Source organism: Paenibacillus tyrphae (genome assembly GCF_024158745.1).
Taxonomy (GTDB): Bacteria; Bacillota; Bacilli; order Paenibacillales; family NBRC-103111; genus Paenibacillus_G; species Paenibacillus_G tyrfis_A.
The window spans coordinates 106,199-122,720 of record NZ_JAMZAW010000008.1 but is presented as its reverse complement, the minus strand read 5'-3'; the positions used below and the strand labels follow the sequence as shown (position 1 = coordinate 122,720).

The 16,522-nt window shown below is 56.8% G+C and carries 19 protein-coding genes; 17 read left to right on the top strand and 2 right to left on the bottom strand.

The features are described 5' to 3' along the window. Window positions 1–53: 53 nt before the first annotated feature. The 14 genes from NI000_RS13660 (at window position 54) to NI000_RS13595 (ending at window position 11,313) form a co-directional block, all read left to right on the top strand. Window positions 54–530: a GNAT family N-acetyltransferase gene (locus NI000_RS13660; RefSeq protein ID WP_253411635.1), complete on the top strand. Its 477-nt coding sequence runs from the start codon at window positions 54–56 to the stop codon at window positions 528–530. A 35-nt stretch (window positions 531–565) separates the two neighbouring features. Further along, a complete protein-coding gene (locus tag NI000_RS13655; RefSeq protein WP_253411354.1) occupies window positions 566–1,045 on the top strand; it encodes a hypothetical protein in 480 nt (159 codons plus the stop codon). A gap of 298 nt (window positions 1,046–1,343) precedes the next feature. Next, window positions 1,344–2,447, top strand: coding sequence for a sulfate ABC transporter substrate-binding protein (locus NI000_RS13650; protein ID WP_253411352.1), 1,104 nt, complete (start codon window positions 1,344–1,346; stop codon window positions 2,445–2,447). A 21-nt stretch (window positions 2,448–2,468) separates the two neighbouring features. Then, window positions 2,469–3,305: a sulfate ABC transporter permease subunit CysT gene (gene cysT, locus NI000_RS13645; protein WP_253411350.1), complete on the top strand. Its 837-nt coding sequence runs from the start codon at window positions 2,469–2,471 to the stop codon at window positions 3,303–3,305. 21 nt (window positions 3,306–3,326) lie between these two features. Continuing rightward, entirely contained in the window at window positions 3,327–4,220 is an 894-nt protein-coding gene (gene cysW / locus NI000_RS13640) for a sulfate ABC transporter permease subunit CysW (RefSeq protein ID WP_253411348.1), read from the top strand. Between the two features lie 2 nt (window positions 4,221–4,222). Further along, on the top strand, window positions 4,223–5,287 hold the full coding sequence (locus NI000_RS13635; protein ID WP_253411346.1) for a sulfate/molybdate ABC transporter ATP-binding protein: 1,065 nt from the start codon (window positions 4,223–4,225) through the stop codon (window positions 5,285–5,287). A gap of 90 nt (window positions 5,288–5,377) precedes the next feature. After that, window positions 5,378–6,211: an alpha/beta hydrolase family protein gene (locus tag NI000_RS13630; RefSeq protein ID WP_253411633.1), complete on the top strand. Its 834-nt coding sequence runs from the start codon at window positions 5,378–5,380 to the stop codon at window positions 6,209–6,211. Window positions 6,212–6,290: 79 nt separating this feature from the next. After that, window positions 6,291–6,494 carry a YezD family protein gene (locus NI000_RS13625; RefSeq protein WP_054976523.1) on the top strand — a complete coding sequence of 68 codons (204 nt, stop codon included), beginning with the start codon at window positions 6,291–6,293 and terminating at the stop codon, window positions 6,492–6,494. Window positions 6,495–6,610: 116 nt separating this feature from the next. Continuing rightward, a complete protein-coding gene (gene ssuE, locus NI000_RS13620; RefSeq protein ID WP_253411344.1) occupies window positions 6,611–7,180 on the top strand; it encodes an NADPH-dependent FMN reductase in 570 nt (189 codons plus the stop codon). Next, on the top strand, window positions 7,177–8,169 hold the full coding sequence (locus tag NI000_RS13615; RefSeq protein ID WP_253411342.1) for a sulfonate ABC transporter substrate-binding protein: 993 nt from the start codon (window positions 7,177–7,179) through the stop codon (window positions 8,167–8,169). Before ssuE ends, NI000_RS13615 begins: the two co-directional genes overlap by 4 nt. Before the next feature lie 26 nt (window positions 8,170–8,195). Continuing rightward, window positions 8,196–9,422 (top strand): FMNH2-dependent alkanesulfonate monooxygenase, encoded by a 1,227-nt coding sequence (gene ssuD / locus NI000_RS13610; RefSeq protein WP_253411340.1) that lies wholly within the window; start codon window positions 8,196–8,198, stop codon window positions 9,420–9,422. Continuing rightward, entirely contained in the window at window positions 9,391–10,173 is a 783-nt protein-coding gene (gene ssuC, locus NI000_RS13605; RefSeq protein ID WP_253411338.1) for an aliphatic sulfonate ABC transporter permease SsuC, read from the top strand. The genes ssuD and ssuC overlap by 32 nt, the downstream gene beginning before the upstream one ends. 24 nt (window positions 10,174–10,197) lie before the next feature. Beyond that, window positions 10,198–10,983, top strand: a complete 786-nt coding sequence (locus NI000_RS13600) for an ATP-binding cassette domain-containing protein (protein ID WP_253411336.1) — start codon at window positions 10,198–10,200, stop codon at window positions 10,981–10,983. 24 nt (window positions 10,984–11,007) lie between these two features. Continuing rightward, complete coding sequence (locus tag NI000_RS13595; RefSeq protein WP_253411334.1) at window positions 11,008–11,313, top strand: RNA-binding protein; 306 nt, start codon at window positions 11,008–11,010, stop codon at window positions 11,311–11,313. A gap of 39 nt (window positions 11,314–11,352) precedes the next feature. Here NI000_RS13595 and NI000_RS13590 read toward each other — a convergent pair whose 3' ends face one another. Continuing rightward, window positions 11,353–12,663, bottom strand: a complete 1,311-nt coding sequence (locus NI000_RS13590; RefSeq protein WP_375540974.1) for an MFS transporter — start codon at window positions 12,661–12,663, stop codon at window positions 11,353–11,355. A gap of 128 nt (window positions 12,664–12,791) precedes the next feature. On the opposite strand from NI000_RS13590, the gene NI000_RS13585 reads away from it, so the two are divergent. The 3 genes from NI000_RS13585 (at window position 12,792) to NI000_RS13575 (ending at window position 15,166) form a co-directional block, all read left to right on the top strand. After that, entirely contained in the window at window positions 12,792–13,655 is an 864-nt protein-coding gene (locus NI000_RS13585) for a transporter substrate-binding domain-containing protein (RefSeq protein ID WP_253411330.1), read from the top strand. Between the two features lie 115 nt (window positions 13,656–13,770). After that, window positions 13,771–14,451, top strand: coding sequence for an amino acid ABC transporter permease (locus tag NI000_RS13580; protein WP_063180672.1), 681 nt, complete (start codon window positions 13,771–13,773; stop codon window positions 14,449–14,451). Then, on the top strand, window positions 14,444–15,166 hold the full coding sequence (locus NI000_RS13575) for an amino acid ABC transporter ATP-binding protein (RefSeq protein ID WP_253411632.1): 723 nt from the start codon (window positions 14,444–14,446) through the stop codon (window positions 15,164–15,166). Before NI000_RS13580 ends, NI000_RS13575 begins: the two co-directional genes overlap by 8 nt. An 80-nt stretch (window positions 15,167–15,246) precedes the next feature. On the opposite strand, the gene NI000_RS13570 is transcribed toward NI000_RS13575, so the two are convergent. Beyond that, the gene (locus NI000_RS13570; RefSeq protein WP_253411328.1) at window positions 15,247–16,422 is read right to left on the bottom strand and encodes a M20 family metallopeptidase; all 1,176 of its coding nucleotides are present in this window, start codon (window positions 16,420–16,422) and stop codon (window positions 15,247–15,249) included. Window positions 16,423–16,522: the final 100 nt, after the last annotated feature.

Below are 16,522 nucleotides of genomic sequence, written 5' to 3'. Positions count from 1 at the left end.
GAAGGGGCGCTGTCTTTTGTTTGAAGAGTAAAGAAATGGAGAGTGAGTTGTCTATGCATTTCCGGCATGTGCTCGAATCCGATTACATACCTGTGATCTCCGTGATCGACGATTGGTGGGGCGGCCGGCCGATGGCCGACATGCTGCCGAAGCTGTTTTTTCAGCATTTTCAAAATACAAGCTTTGTAGCCGAGCAGGATGGTCAAATCATCGGCTTTTTAATCGGCTTTGTCTCCCAGACGTATCCGGAGCAGGCCTATATTCATTTTATTGGCGTGCATCCGGAGCATCGGAAAGACGGCATCGCCAAACGCCTGTACGGGATGTTCTTCGACAAGGCTCGTGAGAAGGGATGCGAGATCGTGCGCTGCGTCACGTCGCCGGTCAATAAAACATCCATTGCCTTTCATACCCGCATGGGCTTCCGGATGGATAAGGGAACTGCCGAGGTAGACGGAGTGCAGGTGACGGCCAATTATGACGGGAAAGGGCAAGACCGGGTGTTGTTTGTCAAGGAATTGCAGCCGTAAAACCGGAATTGCACGGACTGGAAGGGGAAGCGAACTTGTCATTGTATTGCGATTATCCGAAGCATTCACGGCATAACGTATTTTCGCGGGATTCGAAGGGGGCCTATTTTGCTTATTTGTCCAATCGGGGAAAATGCCTGTCCTATCTTTCGGACGATCTAAGTGACTTTGACTACCATAACCGTGAATTGTCCAAAGCGATGCCTATGGGGTACACCGGGCTGACGATCTTGGAACGGGCATTTTTGATGGATTCGGACGGGCTTCAAGGGTGGTCTGTGAATCATACGGGTGAATTGTATGTTCTTCGGAACGGGGCCGTCCCGAAGGAATATTGGAAGCCGGAGACACAACAATACCATCTCCACTTGGCGTCCTTTTCAGGCCCGACGGGAGCTGCCGAGGCGAAAAACTATTGCACAGCAATATTTGAAAAGATGAGTCGGAGCCAGATCGATTTAAACGGTGCGATCTTGGTAGGGGCTATCGTTGTGGAGCAATATTATTGGCACTAGCCTGGGAAGAGCCGTGGCAAAGGGACGATTCGGAAAATTGAAAATTCTAGGGAGAACGGGGAGCGATCTGGCTCCTCTTTTTTTATGACTAAACAGTGAAAAAAACCCAAAAAAAGCGATTGACAGGACACAGGGCCGATGCTAATATACTGACATAACTAAGTAAGTTTATCGGAATTATTAGTTAGTCACCGGACAACCGGAACGCCATATAATGTGCTGTGGGCGATTGACCCGCCCCTCCGATCCGATAAACGGAAATTATAAGCAGAATTGATAAATGGGGAGAGAAAAGGTTATGCGCGCTCACACAAATAACGTGCTACGGTTGTTCGGTAAATGGTCATTATTCAGCGTACTTACGATATCGCTCGTCGGGCTGACGGCGTGCGGCGGCGCCAAACCGGATTCGGGCGGAGCTTCCCCGGCTTCTGGTGACGGCACGAAGCCTGCGGCTTCTGCGGCAAAGCCGATCGAGCTGCTTAACGTCTCGTACGACCCGACGCGCGAGCTGTATCAAAGCTACAATAAAGCGTTTGCCGCCTATTGGAAAAAGACGAAGGGGCAGGACGTCACCTTCAAGCAATCGCACGGCGGCTCCGGCAAACAGGGCCGTTCGGTCATCGACGGGCTGGAAGCGGATGTGGTGACGCTCGCACTGGCCTACGATATCGACGCGATTCAGCAAGCGGGGCTCCTGCAAGCGGATTGGCAGAAGAAGCTGAAAAATAACAGCTCCCCGTACACTTCGACCATCGTCTTCCTCGTGAAGAAAGGCAACCCGAAGGGCATCAAGGATTGGGACGATCTGATCAAGCCGGGCGTGCAAGTCATTACGCCGAACCCGAAAACGTCCGGTGGCGCCCGTTGGAACTATGTGGCCGCTTGGGGATACGCCTACCAGAAGAACAATAAAGACGAAGCCAAGGCGAAGGAATTCGTGCAGCAGTTGTTCAAAAACGTGCCGGTGCTCGATTCCGGCGCGCGCGATGCGACCACGACCTTCGTCCAGCGCGGTATCGGCGACGTGCTGATCGCCTGGGAGAACGAAGCGTATCTGTCCATCAACGAGTTCGGCAAAGACAAATTCGAGATCGTCACGCCTTCGATCAGCGTGCTTGCCGAGCCTCCGGTCGCCGTCGTCGACAAAGTGGTCGACAAGAAAGGCAGCCGCGAAGTGGCGCAGGCGTATCTGGACTATTTGTACTCGGAGGAAGGGCAGGAAATTGCGGCCAAAAACTACTACCGTCCGCGTCTGGAGTCGGTCGCGAAGAAGTACGAGAACCAGTTCTCCAAAGTAAACCTGTTTACCATCGATGATGAGCCGTTCGGCGGCTGGGCGAAAACGCAAAAGACGCATTTTAGTGACGGCGGCGTATTCGACCAAATCTACAAACCGTAACAGACAGGGAGAGAATAGACGATGGCCAAAGCTTGGAAAAAGCGCAGTATTTTACCCGGATTCGGTTTATCGATGGGTTTTACTGTATTGTACTTGAGTTTAATCGTTCTGTTCCCTTTGTCGGCTATTTTCATTAAAAGCTCCGGGATGGGCTGGGAGGCGTTCTGGCATACGATTACCGACCCTCGGGTCATCGCTTCCTACAAAGTCAGCTTTGGCACGGCGCTCGGCGCTGCGCTCGTCAATTCGGTCTTCGGCTTCATTGTCGCTTGGGTGCTTGTCCGTTACTCGTTTCCGGGCAAAAAAATCGTCGACGCGCTTGTCGATTTGCCCTTTGCCCTGCCGACGGCCGTCGCCGGGATTGCCCTTACGACGATCTATTCACAGAACGGCTGGATCGGCAAGCTGCTGGAGCCGCTGGGGATCAAAATCGCCTTTACGCCGCTCGGCATCATGCTTGCGCTGACGTTCATCGGCATTCCTTTTGTCGTTCGGACGCTTCAGCCGGTAATGGAAGAGTTGGAGAAGGAAGTCGAGGAAGCGGCAGTGAGCCTCGGCGCGAGCCGCTGGAAGACGTTCGTCCGCATCCTGTTCCCCGAGCTGCTGCCTGCGCTGCTGACCGGCTTTACGCTGGCGTTTGCCCGGGCGGTGGGAGAGTACGGTTCGGTCGTGTTCATCTCCGGCAATATGCCGATGAAGACCGAGATCGCGCCGCTTCTGATCATGACGAAGCTGGAGCAGTACGATTACGCCGGTGCGACGGCAATCGCTTTGGTCATGCTGGTCATTTCCTTCGTGACGCTGCTCGTCATCAATCTGCTGCAATGGCGGGCGAACCGCCACGTCACATCGGCATAAGCCGGGGAGGAGAAGAAGACTATGGCCGGTTACGTAGCTACCGCAGTGAAATCGGGTTCGGCCGCCGCCGAACGTCCGCGTCACATTACCGAGCCCCGGATCGTGAAATGGGCGCTCATTACCGTCGCTTTGTTGTTTTTGGGATTTCTGCTTATTCTGCCTTTGGTCAGCGTCTTCGTCGAAGCGTTCCGCAAAGGCTGGGAGGTGTATGCGGCTTCGCTGATCGAGTCCGATGCAGCCGCTGCCATACGCCTGACGCTGCTCGTTGCCGTCATCGCAGTGCCGCTTAACCTGCTGTTCGGGCTGGCTGCGGCATGGGCGATCACGAAGTTCCAATTCAAAGGAAAAAATTTGCTGATCACACTCATCGACCTGCCGTTTGCGGTGTCTCCGGTGATCTCGGGACTGATCTTCGTCCTGCTGTTCGGCGCGAAAGGCTGGTTCGGCCCGTGGCTGCAGGAGAACGATCTTAAGATCATTTTCGCGCTGCCGGGCATCGTGCTCGCCACGGTATTCGTCACCTTCCCGTTCGTCGCCCGGGAGCTGCTGCCGCTGATGCAGGCTCAAGGCACGCTGGAGGAAGAGGCGGCCGTGACGCTAGGCGCCAAAGGGTGGTGCATCTTCTGGAAGATCACGCTTCCCAACATCAAGTGGGGGCTGCTGTATGGAGTTATCCTGTGCAACGCCCGCGCCATGGGCGAATTCGGCGCCGTATCGGTTGTCTCCGGTCATATTCGCGGATCGACCAATACCATGCCGCTGCACATCCAGATTCTGTACAACGAATATAATTTTGCCGGCGCGTTCGCCATGGCGTCGTTGCTCGTCCTGCTTGCGGTGGTCACTCTGGTCGTCAAAAGCGTCATCGAGTGGAAGCACCATCAGCAGCAGCTCAGCCGGGAAGGAGAGACCTGATCATGCATATTGTGGCCAAACATTTGACGAAAAGCTTCGGCAGCTTTCAGGCGACCAAAGATGTCAGTTTTGAGATTGAAAAAGGGAAGCTGATCGGTCTGCTCGGACCGAGCGGGGGCGGGAAAACGACGATCCTTCGCATGCTCGCCGGACTGGAGGAGCCGGATTCGGGCGACATCCTCTTTCACGGGCAAAAGGTCAACTCGCTTCCGCCGCAAGCACGCGGCATCGGCTTCGTATTCCAGAGCTACGCGCTGTTCCGCCACATGAGCGTATTCGACAACATCGCCTTCGGGCTGACGGTACAGAAGCGCAGCAAGGCTCAGATCAAGCAGCGCGTACAGGAGCTGATCGAGCTGACCGGTTTGGGAGGACTTGAGAAGCGGCTGCCGCACCAGCTTTCCGGCGGACAGCGGCAGCGTGTCGCCTTTGCCCGCGCCATTGCGCCCGAGCCGCAGCTGCTGCTGCTCGATGAGCCGTTTGCCGCCATCGACGCCAAGGTACGCAAAGAGCTGCGCACCTGGCTGAAGGAAATGATCGACCGCGTCGGCATTACTACGATCTTTGTCACGCACGATCAAGAGGAAGCCGTCGAGGTGGCCGATCAGATCATGATCATCAACCAAGGCCGGCTGGAGCAGCAGGGCACGCCGATTGAAATTTACAAGCAGCCGGAAACGCCGTTTGTGGCGAATTTCATCGGCGAATCGAATCAGCTCGGAGACGCTACGGCGCTCAAAGGCTTTCCGGCTGCCGGGGCGATCGAAGGCGCGAAAGCGATTATCCGCCCCGAGTTTATCGAGGTCGGCTTGCCCGGCGAGCTGCCTTTCCCGTCCGCAGCCGAGCAGGGCGTCGTCAAGAACGTCTACTTCCGCGGAACGAATTGGCAGATCGAAGTGACGCTCGGCAGCGAGAAGCTGTTCGCTTACCGCTCGCTGGAGCTGCCTCAGCTTCATGCCGGAGACCGGGTGAGCGTGTTGATTCACCGCTTGTACCTGTTCAACGAAAACGAACATCTGACATTGGAAAACAGTTTAAAAACCGATCCGATGCCGGTGCATATTTAAAAATCTATGTGCCCAGGCGATTCGGTTCGCACGCGTAGCGTCTCACAAGCGACGGACACCGAAGAGGTCCGCAGAAAGGGGTAGTCGATGATGGAACACCACATTACGATACGAAACGAACAATACGAACTGGCGGCCACCCTCCATTATCCGCCGGCGGAAGAGGAGGGCGGAAAAGGCTGCGGGTCGGGCCGTTATCCGATCATCATCATATGCCACGGGTTCGTCGGCACGCGAATCGGCGTCGACCGCTTGTTCGTCCTGGCGGCGCGGGAATTTGCCCGTCATGGCTATATGGTGCTCCGTTTCGACTACGGCGGCTGCGGCGAAAGCACGGGCGACTACGGCGCCGGAGGGTTGAACGCGTTGATCGACCAGACGCGCACCGTCCTCGATTACGCGCTCGATATCGATTGCGTCGATCCGCAGCGGGTCGTACTGCTCGGACACAGCCTCGGCGGAGCCGTCGCCATCCTGACCGCCGCCCGGGACAAACGGGTGAAATCGCTCGTGCTCTGGTCGGCCGTCGCGTATCCGTTTAACGATATCGTGAACATCACCGGGAAGAAAACGTATGAGACGGCCGTTCAATGCGGCTCAGCGGATCATCTCGGTTATGCGCTGCAGCCGGTCTTCTTCGAATCATTGTCGCAGCACCAGCCGTTCGAGCAGCTTCGCAAATTTAACGGCGACGTCCTGCTCGTCCACGGCACGGCAGATGACGTGATTCCTGTCGATTACTGCTTTTTGTACCAGAAACTGTTCTGGCTGCGCAGCCAGGGACAGTGCGAGAAAGAAATTATTTTCCAGGCCGATCATACATTTACGGGCAGTCTGGCCAAAGAGCAGCTGTTGACCAAAACAAGGGATTGGCTGCTGTACATCGACAAACGCAAAAACGATTGGAACGACTGGACGATTTGACGGGTGTGCGCATTTTTTTTAACATACAATACCAACTTAACACATAGGAATAAAAAACATTAAATCTGGAGGGATTAGGATGGCTAAACCGCTCGATGTGGATGAACTTTGGACGAAACGCATCCTTCAAAGTGTCAACGGACTCGAATACGGTACGGTGCAGATCGTCGTGCATGACGGACGAATCGTGCAAATCGAACGTACGGAACGCAAACGTTTTGAATCGGATTCAGCAACCCAACGCCATCTGCCCGAACAAAAACAACATAAGCGCACCCCTTGATGCGAAAGGGTCCACCGAACCGCTGGAGACCTCCCGAACTGCATGGCACGTTGCCTCGCGTTCGCCGGAGGTCTCTTTCTTTTTAGCTTTAAAATGAATAAAAGGAGTGTAGGACTATGGCTAAACTTGTTATTATTTCCGGCAGTCCGTCCCCGGCTTCCCGGTTGAACGGCGTACTGCAATCGATTGAATCGGTGCTGCAGCAGGAAGGGCTGCGTCCGGAGTGGATTCGCGTCCACGAGCTGCCGCCCGAGGATTTGGTGTACACCAGGTTCGACAGCCCCGCCATTATTGCGGCCAACCGGCTCATCGAGCAGGCAAACGCCGTCGTCGTAGCGACTCCGATCTACAAAGCAGCCTATACCGGCGTATTGAAAGCTTTTCTGGATCTGATTCCACAGCGGGGACTCGAAGGCAAAGTGATTCTGCCGGTCGCCATCGGCGGCTCGGCAGCGCACCTGCTGGCGATCGATTATGCGCTGAAGCCGGTGTTGTCGGCGCTCGGGGCGCACAATCAGCTGCAAGGCGTGTATGCGTTGGATACGCAGGTGAAGCGCAGGGAGGAAGGCGGGTTCGAGGTAGCCGAGGAGCTGGAGGCACGGCTTCGCCAGTCCGCGCTGGATTTCGCGCGCGAAGCGCGGCTGTACGCGGAACGGATAGTCCGCGACCCGGGAGCCGTCGTATGAGACGGAAGCTGGGGACGAGGCTGTTCGCGCTGGCTTTGCTGGCAGGGCTGCTGGTGGCCGCTGCAGCCGGATGCGCGACGGCGGCCAAGTCCGGTCCAGGCGAGAAGCAGCAGAAGACGGAGGAAAAAGTGAAGCAGGTGCGGATCGGTTATCAGAAATACGGCACCGTGAACTTTTTGAAAGCGCAAGGAAAGCTTGATCAGAAGCTGCAAGCGGCGGGCTACACCGTAACATGGACGGAGTTTCCCGGCGGTCCGCAGCTGCTTGAGGCGCTCAATGTGGGCAGCATCGATTTTGGGCATACGGGCGAAGCGCCCCCGATCTTCGCGCAGGCGGCCGGAGCGCCCTTGGTTTATTTGGCGTATGAGCAGGCAAGGCCGGCCAGCGAAGCAATTGTCGTGTCCGAAGCGTCGCTGATTCAAAGCGTCAAGGATTTGAAAGACAAAAAGGTCGCCTTAAACAAAGGGTCCAACGTTCATTATTTGCTCGTGAAGCTGCTTGAGCAAGCCGGTTTGAGCTATTCCGACGTTCGAACGGTGTTTCTGCCTCCGGCCGACGCCAGAGTCGCTTTCGAGCGGGGCAGCGTGGACGCTTGGGTCATCTGGGACCCGTATTTCGCCGCCGTGCAGACGTCCGCCAAGGCAAGAGTATTGGCGGACGGGAAAGACGTGGTGTCCAACCATGAGTTTTATTTGGCGTCCCGCCCGTTTGCCAAGCGGAACAAAGAGATCACCGCCATCCTGTTGGAGGAATTGAACAAGGTCGGCGCCTGGGCGAAGGCGAATCCGCAGGAGGTGGCGCAGCTCTTGTCGCCGCAGCTCGGCATCGATATTCCGTCACTTGAACTCGCCATGGGAAGGCGCGATTACGGCTTGCTGCCGATCAGCGGGCAAGTGATCGCCGAACAGCAGCGCGTGGCGGATACGTTTTTGCAAATCGGGCTCATCCCCAAAGCGATCAAGGTGAGCGAAGCGTTGTTAGACTCGTAACAACAACCCGGAAAGGATGACGGACGATGGAAGTGTTCTGGTTTATCCCGACTCACGGAGACGGCCGCTACTTGGGCACGCTGAAGGGAGCCCGCGCCGTTGATTTTTCGTATATGAGCCAAATCGCCCAGGCGGCCGACCGGCTCGGATACGCGGGCGTGCTGCTGCCGACCGGCAAGTCCTGCGAAGACGCATGGATCGTCGCCTCGGCACTCGTTCCGCAGACGAAGCGCCTCAAGTTTCTGGTGGCCATCCGCCCGGGACTGATGTCGCCGATGCTGTCGGCCCGCATGGCTGCCACGCTGGACCGTCTGTCCGGCGGGCGGCTGCTGGTCAACGTGGTCACCGGCGGGGATCCGGTGGAAAATGCCGGCGACGGCTTGTTCCTCGATCATACGTCGCGCTATGAGCTGACGGACGAATTTTTGCATATATGGCGGAAGGGGCTGGAGGGCGGGGAAGTCACCTTCGAGGGCGACTATCTGACCGTCAAAGGCGGCACGCTGCTGTACCCCTCGCTGCAAAAGCTGCATCCTCCGCTTTATTTCGGCGGGTCCTCCGACATCGCCCAGTCGATCGCAGCGGAGCATATCGACGTGTACCTGACTTGGGGCGAGCCGCCGGCTCAGGTCGAGGACAAAATCAAACGCGTGCGCAAGCTGGCCGAAGCGAAGGGGCGGCAGGTGAGGTTCGGCATCCGGCTCCACGTGATCGTCCGGGAGACGGAGCAGGAGGCTTGGAACGCAGCCAACGAGCTGATCCGGTATGTGGACGACGAAACAATCGCGCAAGCGCAAAAGGTGTTCGCCCGTTTCGACTCCGTCGGGCAGCGCCGGATGGCGGAGCTGCACAGCGGGAAGCGCGAAGGGCTGGAGATCAGCCCGAACCTGTGGGCCGGAGTCGGCTTGGTGCGCGGCGGAGCCGGAACGGCGCTCGTCGGAGATCCCGAGACAGTGGCGGCCCGGATGAAACAATATGCCGAGCTGGGCATCGACACATTCATTTTATCCGGCTATCCGCATCTGGAAGAGGCCTACCGGATGGCGGAACTGGTGTTCCCGCTGCTGCCGTTGAAGCGCGTTCCGGTGGGGAGCTCCGGCGAACCGGAAGGTGCAGCCACCGGCGTTTCCTCGGCAAGCCCGTTCGGCGAAATTATCGCCAACAACGACCTGCCAACGAAGCAGAACCCCACATTCGTCAATGAAAACGAGGTGCAAGCCGATGAAGGCCGCATTCCGCGACTCGCGCGCTAAAGGCTGGCTGCCCTGGCTCGTCCCGGTCGCCATTGTGCTGATATGGCAGGTCCTCGGACAGATCGGGATCATCTCGACACGCATTTTGCCGACGCCTTTGCAGGTCATCCAGGCTTTCATTCCGCTCGCCGAGAAGGGCACGCTGCTTCAGCATATCGGGATCAGCGCGAAGCGCGCATTGCTCGGCTTTGCCGTCGGCGGGGGGATCGGCCTGGCGCTCGGACTCGCGAATGGGGTGTCGCCGCTGCTGGAGAAGCTGACCGACTCGTCCATGCAGATGATCCGCACCATTCCGCATTTGGCCCTCATTCCGCTCGTCATTCTATGGTTTGGCATCGGAGAAGAGGCGAAGCTGTTTCTGGTCGCGCTGGGCTGCGCCTTTCCGGTTTACCTGAATACATTTCATGGTATCCGCTCCGTCGATCCGGGATTGATTGAAATGGGCAAAGTATACGGCTTGCAGGGCCTCCCGCTGTTCTGGCAGGTCATTCTGCCCGGCGCGCTCCCAAGCATTCTGGTCGGGGTGCGTTACGCGCTTGGGATCATGTGGATCACGCTGATCGTCGCCGAGACGATCTCCGCCGATTCGGGCATCGGCTATATGGCGATGCATGCGCGGGAATTCATGCAAATGGACGTCGTGGTGCTCAGCATCATCATCTACGCCTTGCTTGGGAAGCTGTCGGACGCGATGGCCAAAGGGCTTGAGCGGCGCTGGCTGCGGTGGCACCCGAATTTTAAGAAAGCCTGACCTCGAACCGAAGGAGGGTTCCGTATGAGCGCAAGACAAGGTGGCATCCAACTGAATATCCGTCGTGTGACCAAGCGGTTCGGAGATCGTGCTGTACTGAAAGAGATTAAGCTCGATTTGAATGCGGGCGAGTTTGTGGCCGTTGTCGGCCGCAGCGGCTGCGGGAAAAGCACGCTGCTCCGGCTCGTGGGCGGGTTGGAAACGGCCGACGAAGGTACCATGCTGTTGGACGGGAGGGAGCTTGAAGGCATCGACCCCGACACGAGGCTGCTGTTCCAGGAAGCCCGGCTGCTTCCATGGAAAAAAGTGCTCGCGAACGTGCAGATCGGCGCGAAGGCAGGGGACCGGGCAAAAGCGCGCGAAGCGCTTCATTTGGTCGGCTTGGAGGAGCGGGCCGACGAATGGCCCGGGGTATTGTCCGGCGGACAGAAGCAGCGGATCGCGCTGGCCCGGGCGCTGGCCGGCGCTCCGCGCCTGCTGCTGCTTGACGAGCCGCTGGGTGCGCTTGATGCGCTCACCCGCATCGAAATGCAGCGGCTGATCGAACGGCTGTGGCTGGAGCAGGGGTTCTCCGCCGTTCTCGTCACGCACGATGTCAGTGAAGCCGTCGCGCTGGCCGACCGGATCGTGCTCATTGAGAACGGCGCGGTTGCCCTGAACATCCCGATTTCTCTGGCCCGGCCGCGGGAGAGAGACAGCGGCTTTGCCCATTACGAAAAAGTGATTCTGGATCGCGTGATGGGACCGGATGTGGAGAAGGTGCCGTCCGGCGTTCCGGCGCTGAGGCCGGACTATTCGTTTACCATTTAAGGAAAAAACGAGGAGTGAATGCGAATGCTTACCCATACCTCTCTATCCGTGCAGTTGGATGAGGCTGACATGCTTCAGCTTCCCGATCACCGGTTCGTCACGCATTGCTTTGAACGCTATGGCCTCAATCGGGGCATCTACAACACGATTGACGAGTGGCTGTACCGGTTCGGTGTGCGGGATATCGTCCAGCGCCGTCAGGCTGTCCTGGCCTTTCTGACCTCGCTGCAGTCGCCGGATCGGACGAAAGGAACGTATTTGAAATTCGGCAAGGGCGGCTTGACCAAGCAGCTGTTCGATTTTATGACGAAGCCCAAGCTCGTTGGATAAGCGTCATCCCCGCCGTACCTCGGCCGTTGAGTGGAAGTCTCAACGGCTTTTTGCCGTTGCGGCCTCCACTTGCGCAGGCTTAATCGCGAACAGCGCAACGATAACCCCGGCGAGTACAGTGCCCGCGAGCAGCCCGAACAGCACGGCCGATGGCCATTTGGCTCCGACGGAGATGAACGGCGGCCCGGCGGCCACCCCGATAAAGCGCATGCTGCTGTACACCGCGCTTACCGTACCCCTCTGCTCCTTCTTGATGCCTTCCGTAATCAAGGCGTCCAGACACGGGAGAGCGATTCCGATTCCGATGCCTCCAAGGCCGACCCATACGAACAGCAGCCACAGCCGGTTGACTCCAGGCCACGCCATACCGACGAGCGAGCCTCCAAGAAGAACGAGCCCGGCCACCGTCAGCCATTTCATCCGCGGTTTGTTTTCCCCGATCGCTTTGCCGGCCAGAAAGGACGCCAGACATAAAGCGGATAAAGGCACGGCGAGCAGGCAGCCTTTGACCAGTCCCCGAATTCCGAATCGCTCCTCCAACGTTTCGGACAAGTAGAACAGGATGCCGAACAAGACGAACATCGCAATAACCCCGATGACAAATATGGCGGCAAGCCACCGTCCCTCGTTGCGGGCGATCGTCCTCAGCATGGCGGCAAAGCTGCGGAAGCTCGTGTCTTGCTTGCTCTCGGATTTCGGTGTCCGGACCAGACATGCTACCAGCAGGACAGAAACGAGGCACAGCGCCGGAATCGCGTAGAAGACCGCAGTCCAAGTCCAAAGCGCAAGCAACGAGCCTAAAATCGGACTGAGCACTTTGCCGAACGTATTCGAGGTTTCGATTATCCCAAGCCCGCTGCTGATGTCGCTTTCTTTTTGGAACATGTCGCCTACCAGCGGCATGACGATCGGAGCGGCGCCCGCAGCGCCGATCCCCTGGATGAACCGGCCTGCCAGAATGAGAGCGTAGGCCGCATTTTGATTGAGCCAAGGGGCCAGGGCACAGAGCAATCCGCCCACTCCGGCGATCAGAAGGCTTGGAATAATGATTTTTTTACGGCCGAAACGGTCCGACAAATAGCCCGCAATCGGAATCAGCACGATCGCGACGACGGAATATACCGTGATCAGAAGGCTGATTTGAAGGGAGGTCACGTGCAGCGTTCGTTCTAAGGCGGGCAGAATGGGAATAAGCATGGAATTGCCCAAAGTCATGATCAGCGGGATAGAGGAAACGGCTGCCAGGTCCCAAGTTTTTTTCGCTTCCAAGCATGTCGAACCACCTTTCGAGGAGGGAGAGTTAGGTCTTTGGGATGAATGAGTAAGCCTCCGGCGGTCCGGTCGACATATTGAATGTTATTTTGTTCCATATTTCCTAGTTCTATTCCATGCTTTATTCATGAACATGCATATACGGATTGTAAATGGCGAACGTCTATTATATAATGTACAAGTTAAAGAGAAAGGAGATTTGACCAGTGACTAAAAACAAAGCCATCATCTTCATGCTCCTCTGCTTTACGCTGATCGTATCCGCTTGCGGTACGAAGCCTGCAGCTACGACCGCTGACAAGCCGGCAACCGGGGGAGATGCGGCCGCAACGAAACCGGCGTCCAAGGACTCCAAGCTTGAACAAATCAAAAAAGCGGGCAAAATCGTATTAGGCACGAGCGCCGACTATCCTCCGTATGAGTTCCACAAGGAAATCAACAAGAAGGATGAAATCATCGGCTTCGATATCGAGATCGCCAAAGAGATTGCCAAAGACCTCGGTGTTACGCTCGAAATCAAAGATATGAAATACGAAGGTCTGCTTGCCGCTCTGGATTCCGGCAACATCGACTTTATTCTCGCCGGCATGACGCCGACGGAAGATCGCAAGAAGAACGTGGATTTCTCCAAAATCTACTACACGGCTATCCAACGCGTGGCTGTCCGCGCGGAGGACAAAGATAAATACAAGTCCATCGACGATCTGAAAGGCAAGAAAGTCGCAGGCCAAAAGGGCGCGACGCAAGAAAAAATCATTAAAGAACAAATGCCAGCCTCCGAGCTGAAGGCGCTCGGCAAAATTTCCGACTTGATGCTGGAGCTGAAAAACAAAAAAGTCGAAGCTCTCGTCGTCGAGCAGCCGGTAGCCGAAGCTTACCTCAGCAAAAACAAAGATTTGGTTCTTGCGGACATTAAGCTGAGTACGGAAGACAGCGGATCGGCCATTGCCGTGAAAAAAGGCGGCTCTGATCTCGTGGAAGCGATGAATAAAACGTTGGACCGCTTGATGAGCGCCAAGTCCATCGATAAAATGGTAGCCGAAGCGAACGAGCAAGTCGATACGCAATAAGCAAGAAGGCGGGACCATCCGTTCCTTGCAGCACTCCGACAAAAACCTGAGCGGAATTCTCCGGCGGGTTTTTGTTCGGTTTAAAACGCATATTTAACAGAAAGGGGGGGGACGCATGGATTTTTCATTTTTATCCAAATACTACATGTTTTTTATCGACGGAGCGAAGATGACGCTCATTTTGTCCATCTTCACCGTCATTTTCGGGGTGCTGCTCGGCATGGTCATTGCCTTGATGCGCATGTCCCGCTTTTGGCCGCTTAAAGCGTTCGCGGTTTCCTATATCGAGTTCATCCGTGGGACGCCGATGCTTGTGCAGCTGTATATTTTTTATTACGGGCTGCCGAAACTGGGCATTCAATTTCCCGAGGTGCCGGGAATCGGTTCATCGTTTCCCGATATGATGGCGGCGATTATCGCGTTGTCCATCAACAGCGCCGCATACGTGGCGGAGACGTTCCGCGCGGGAATTCAGTCGATCGACAAGGGACAAATGGAAGCGGCCCGTTCCCTCGGAATGCCGCACGCGATGGCGATGCGCTTTATCATTTTGCCGCAGGCGCTGCGCAACATTCTCCCGGCGCTCGGCAACGAATTTATCGTGGTGATCAAGGAAACATCCATCGTCTCCGTCATCGGGATCGGCGAGCTGATGTACAAAGCCGACACGGTGCGGGGCAATACGTTCCAGCCGTTTGAGCCGCTCATCCTGGCGGCGATCATTTACTTCATCATGACGTTTACGCTGACCAAGCTGCTCGGCGTCGCGGAAAGGAGGATGAAGTCCTCTGATTAAAGTAACCGGTTTACAGAAATCGTTCGGGTCCAACCATGTATTGACCGGAATCGATATCGAGATCGCGAAAGGCGAGGTCGTCGTCGTCATCGGACCGAGCGGATCGGGCAAAAGCACGTTTCTGCGCTGCCTGAACCTCCTGGAGGTGCCGACGGGGGGAGACATCGAATTCGACGGCGTGTCGCTGCTGCGCGGCAAGCACGATATCAATCAGCTGCGGCAGCGGATGGGCATGGTGTTCCAGCAGTTTAACCTGTTCCCGCATATGACCGTGCAGGAGAATATCACGCTGGCGCCCCAGAAGCTGAAAAACGTCAGCAAGCCGGAAGCCGACAAGATTGCGCAGCAGCTTCTGCGGCGCATCGGACTGGCGGATAAGGCATCCAGCTATCCGTCACAGCTGTCCGGCGGACAGAAACAGCGGATCGCTATTGCTAGAGCGCTCGCGATGTCGCCGGCCGTCATGCTGTTCGATGAGCCGACCTCGGCGCTTGACCCGGAGATGGTCGGCGAGGTGCTGGACGTCATGAAGGAGCTGGCAGCCGAAGGCATGACGATGGTCGTCGTCACGCACGAGATGGGCTTTGCCCGGGAAGTCGGCAAGCGCCTCATCTTCATGGACGGCGGGAAAATCGTAGAGCAGGGCAATCCGGCTGACATCTTCTCGAATCCGCAGCATCCGCGGACGAAAGAATTTTTGGCCAAGGTGCTCTAAGCAACCGTATCCTTATAAAAAAAAAAGTAAAGCCGCGACTGTCCGGTTCGAAACCGGGTCGCGGCTTTTTCGCGTTTCGTTTATTCGGCAGCGTTCACGCTGCGTTCGAATTCGTTACGTATTGACTGCAACAGGGCAGGGTCGGCCAATACATCGTAAGCGGTGAACGCCAACGCTTTGGCGCCGAGCAGCATGCCTTCGAAGGCCCGGGGCATCATGGCCAGATCGCGGAATTCCTTCGTGTGCAGCAAATGCTTTTCGTCGACTACCTTGACGTACGGGTGGATCGACGGACAATGCCGCGACACGTTCCCAAGATCGAGCGAGCCGTGGTCCTTGCCGTATTCGATCTCGTCTTCCGAGATGCCCAGACCACCGAGATTACGGGTAAACGTGTCCGATAAAGCAGTATTCGTTATCAGTTCGTCATAGGAGTACTCGTAATTAGACCATTTCATCGTACAACCGGTTTGCAGTGCGGCGCCTTCCGCGCAGCGGATCACCTTTTGCACAGTTTCGTCCGTGTAGGGACGGTTGGCGGATCGTATGTAAAACTGCGCAGCCGCGTAATCCGGAATAATGTTCGGGGCTTTGCCGCCCTCGGTGATAATGCCGTGAATCCGCGCATGGCTGCGGAGCTGCTGTCTCAATGCGCCGATCGATTGGAACAGAAGCAGCACCGCATCCAGCGCGTTGACGCCTTCATACGGGCTTGCCGCGGCATGCGCCGCCTTGCCGAAAAATTCGAACTGCAGCGCATCCATAGCCAGCGAGCTCCCCGATTTCTCGTACGCATAGTATGGGTGGGCCATCAGGGCGAAGTCGACGTCGTCGAACAAGCCGGCGGCCGCCATATCGACCTTCCCGCCCTTCGTTTCCTCTGCCGGGGTGCCGTATACCCGAATCGTGCCGCCGAGCTGGTCGATCACGGCTTTCAGTCCGACAGCTGCCGCAAGGCCCATGACGCAAATCAGATGATGTCCGCAAGCGTGTCCCAGCTCCGGCAGCGCGTCGTACTCGCACAGGAAGGCGACGGTAGGTCCCGGCTTGCTTGCGGCGTATGTCCCGAGAAACGCCGTCGGCAGCCCGGCATAAGGTGCTTGTACAGTGAAGCCGTGCTCCTTGAGCGCTTCGATTAGGCGCGCCGACGCCTTCCATTCCTCATGGCCCAGCTCGGGGTTCTCGCCGATAAACCGGGAAATGTCCGTGAACGACGGGGCGTGCAGGTCGATGGTCGAAGCAATGTGTTGTTTCATCTTCAGTTCTCCTTTACTTCTCGGTAGCATGACCTTATTATAACGAAAAAAGTGGAGTAAACAAAGAAAGACCCCGCTGCAAGGGCTTGCAGAAACGGGG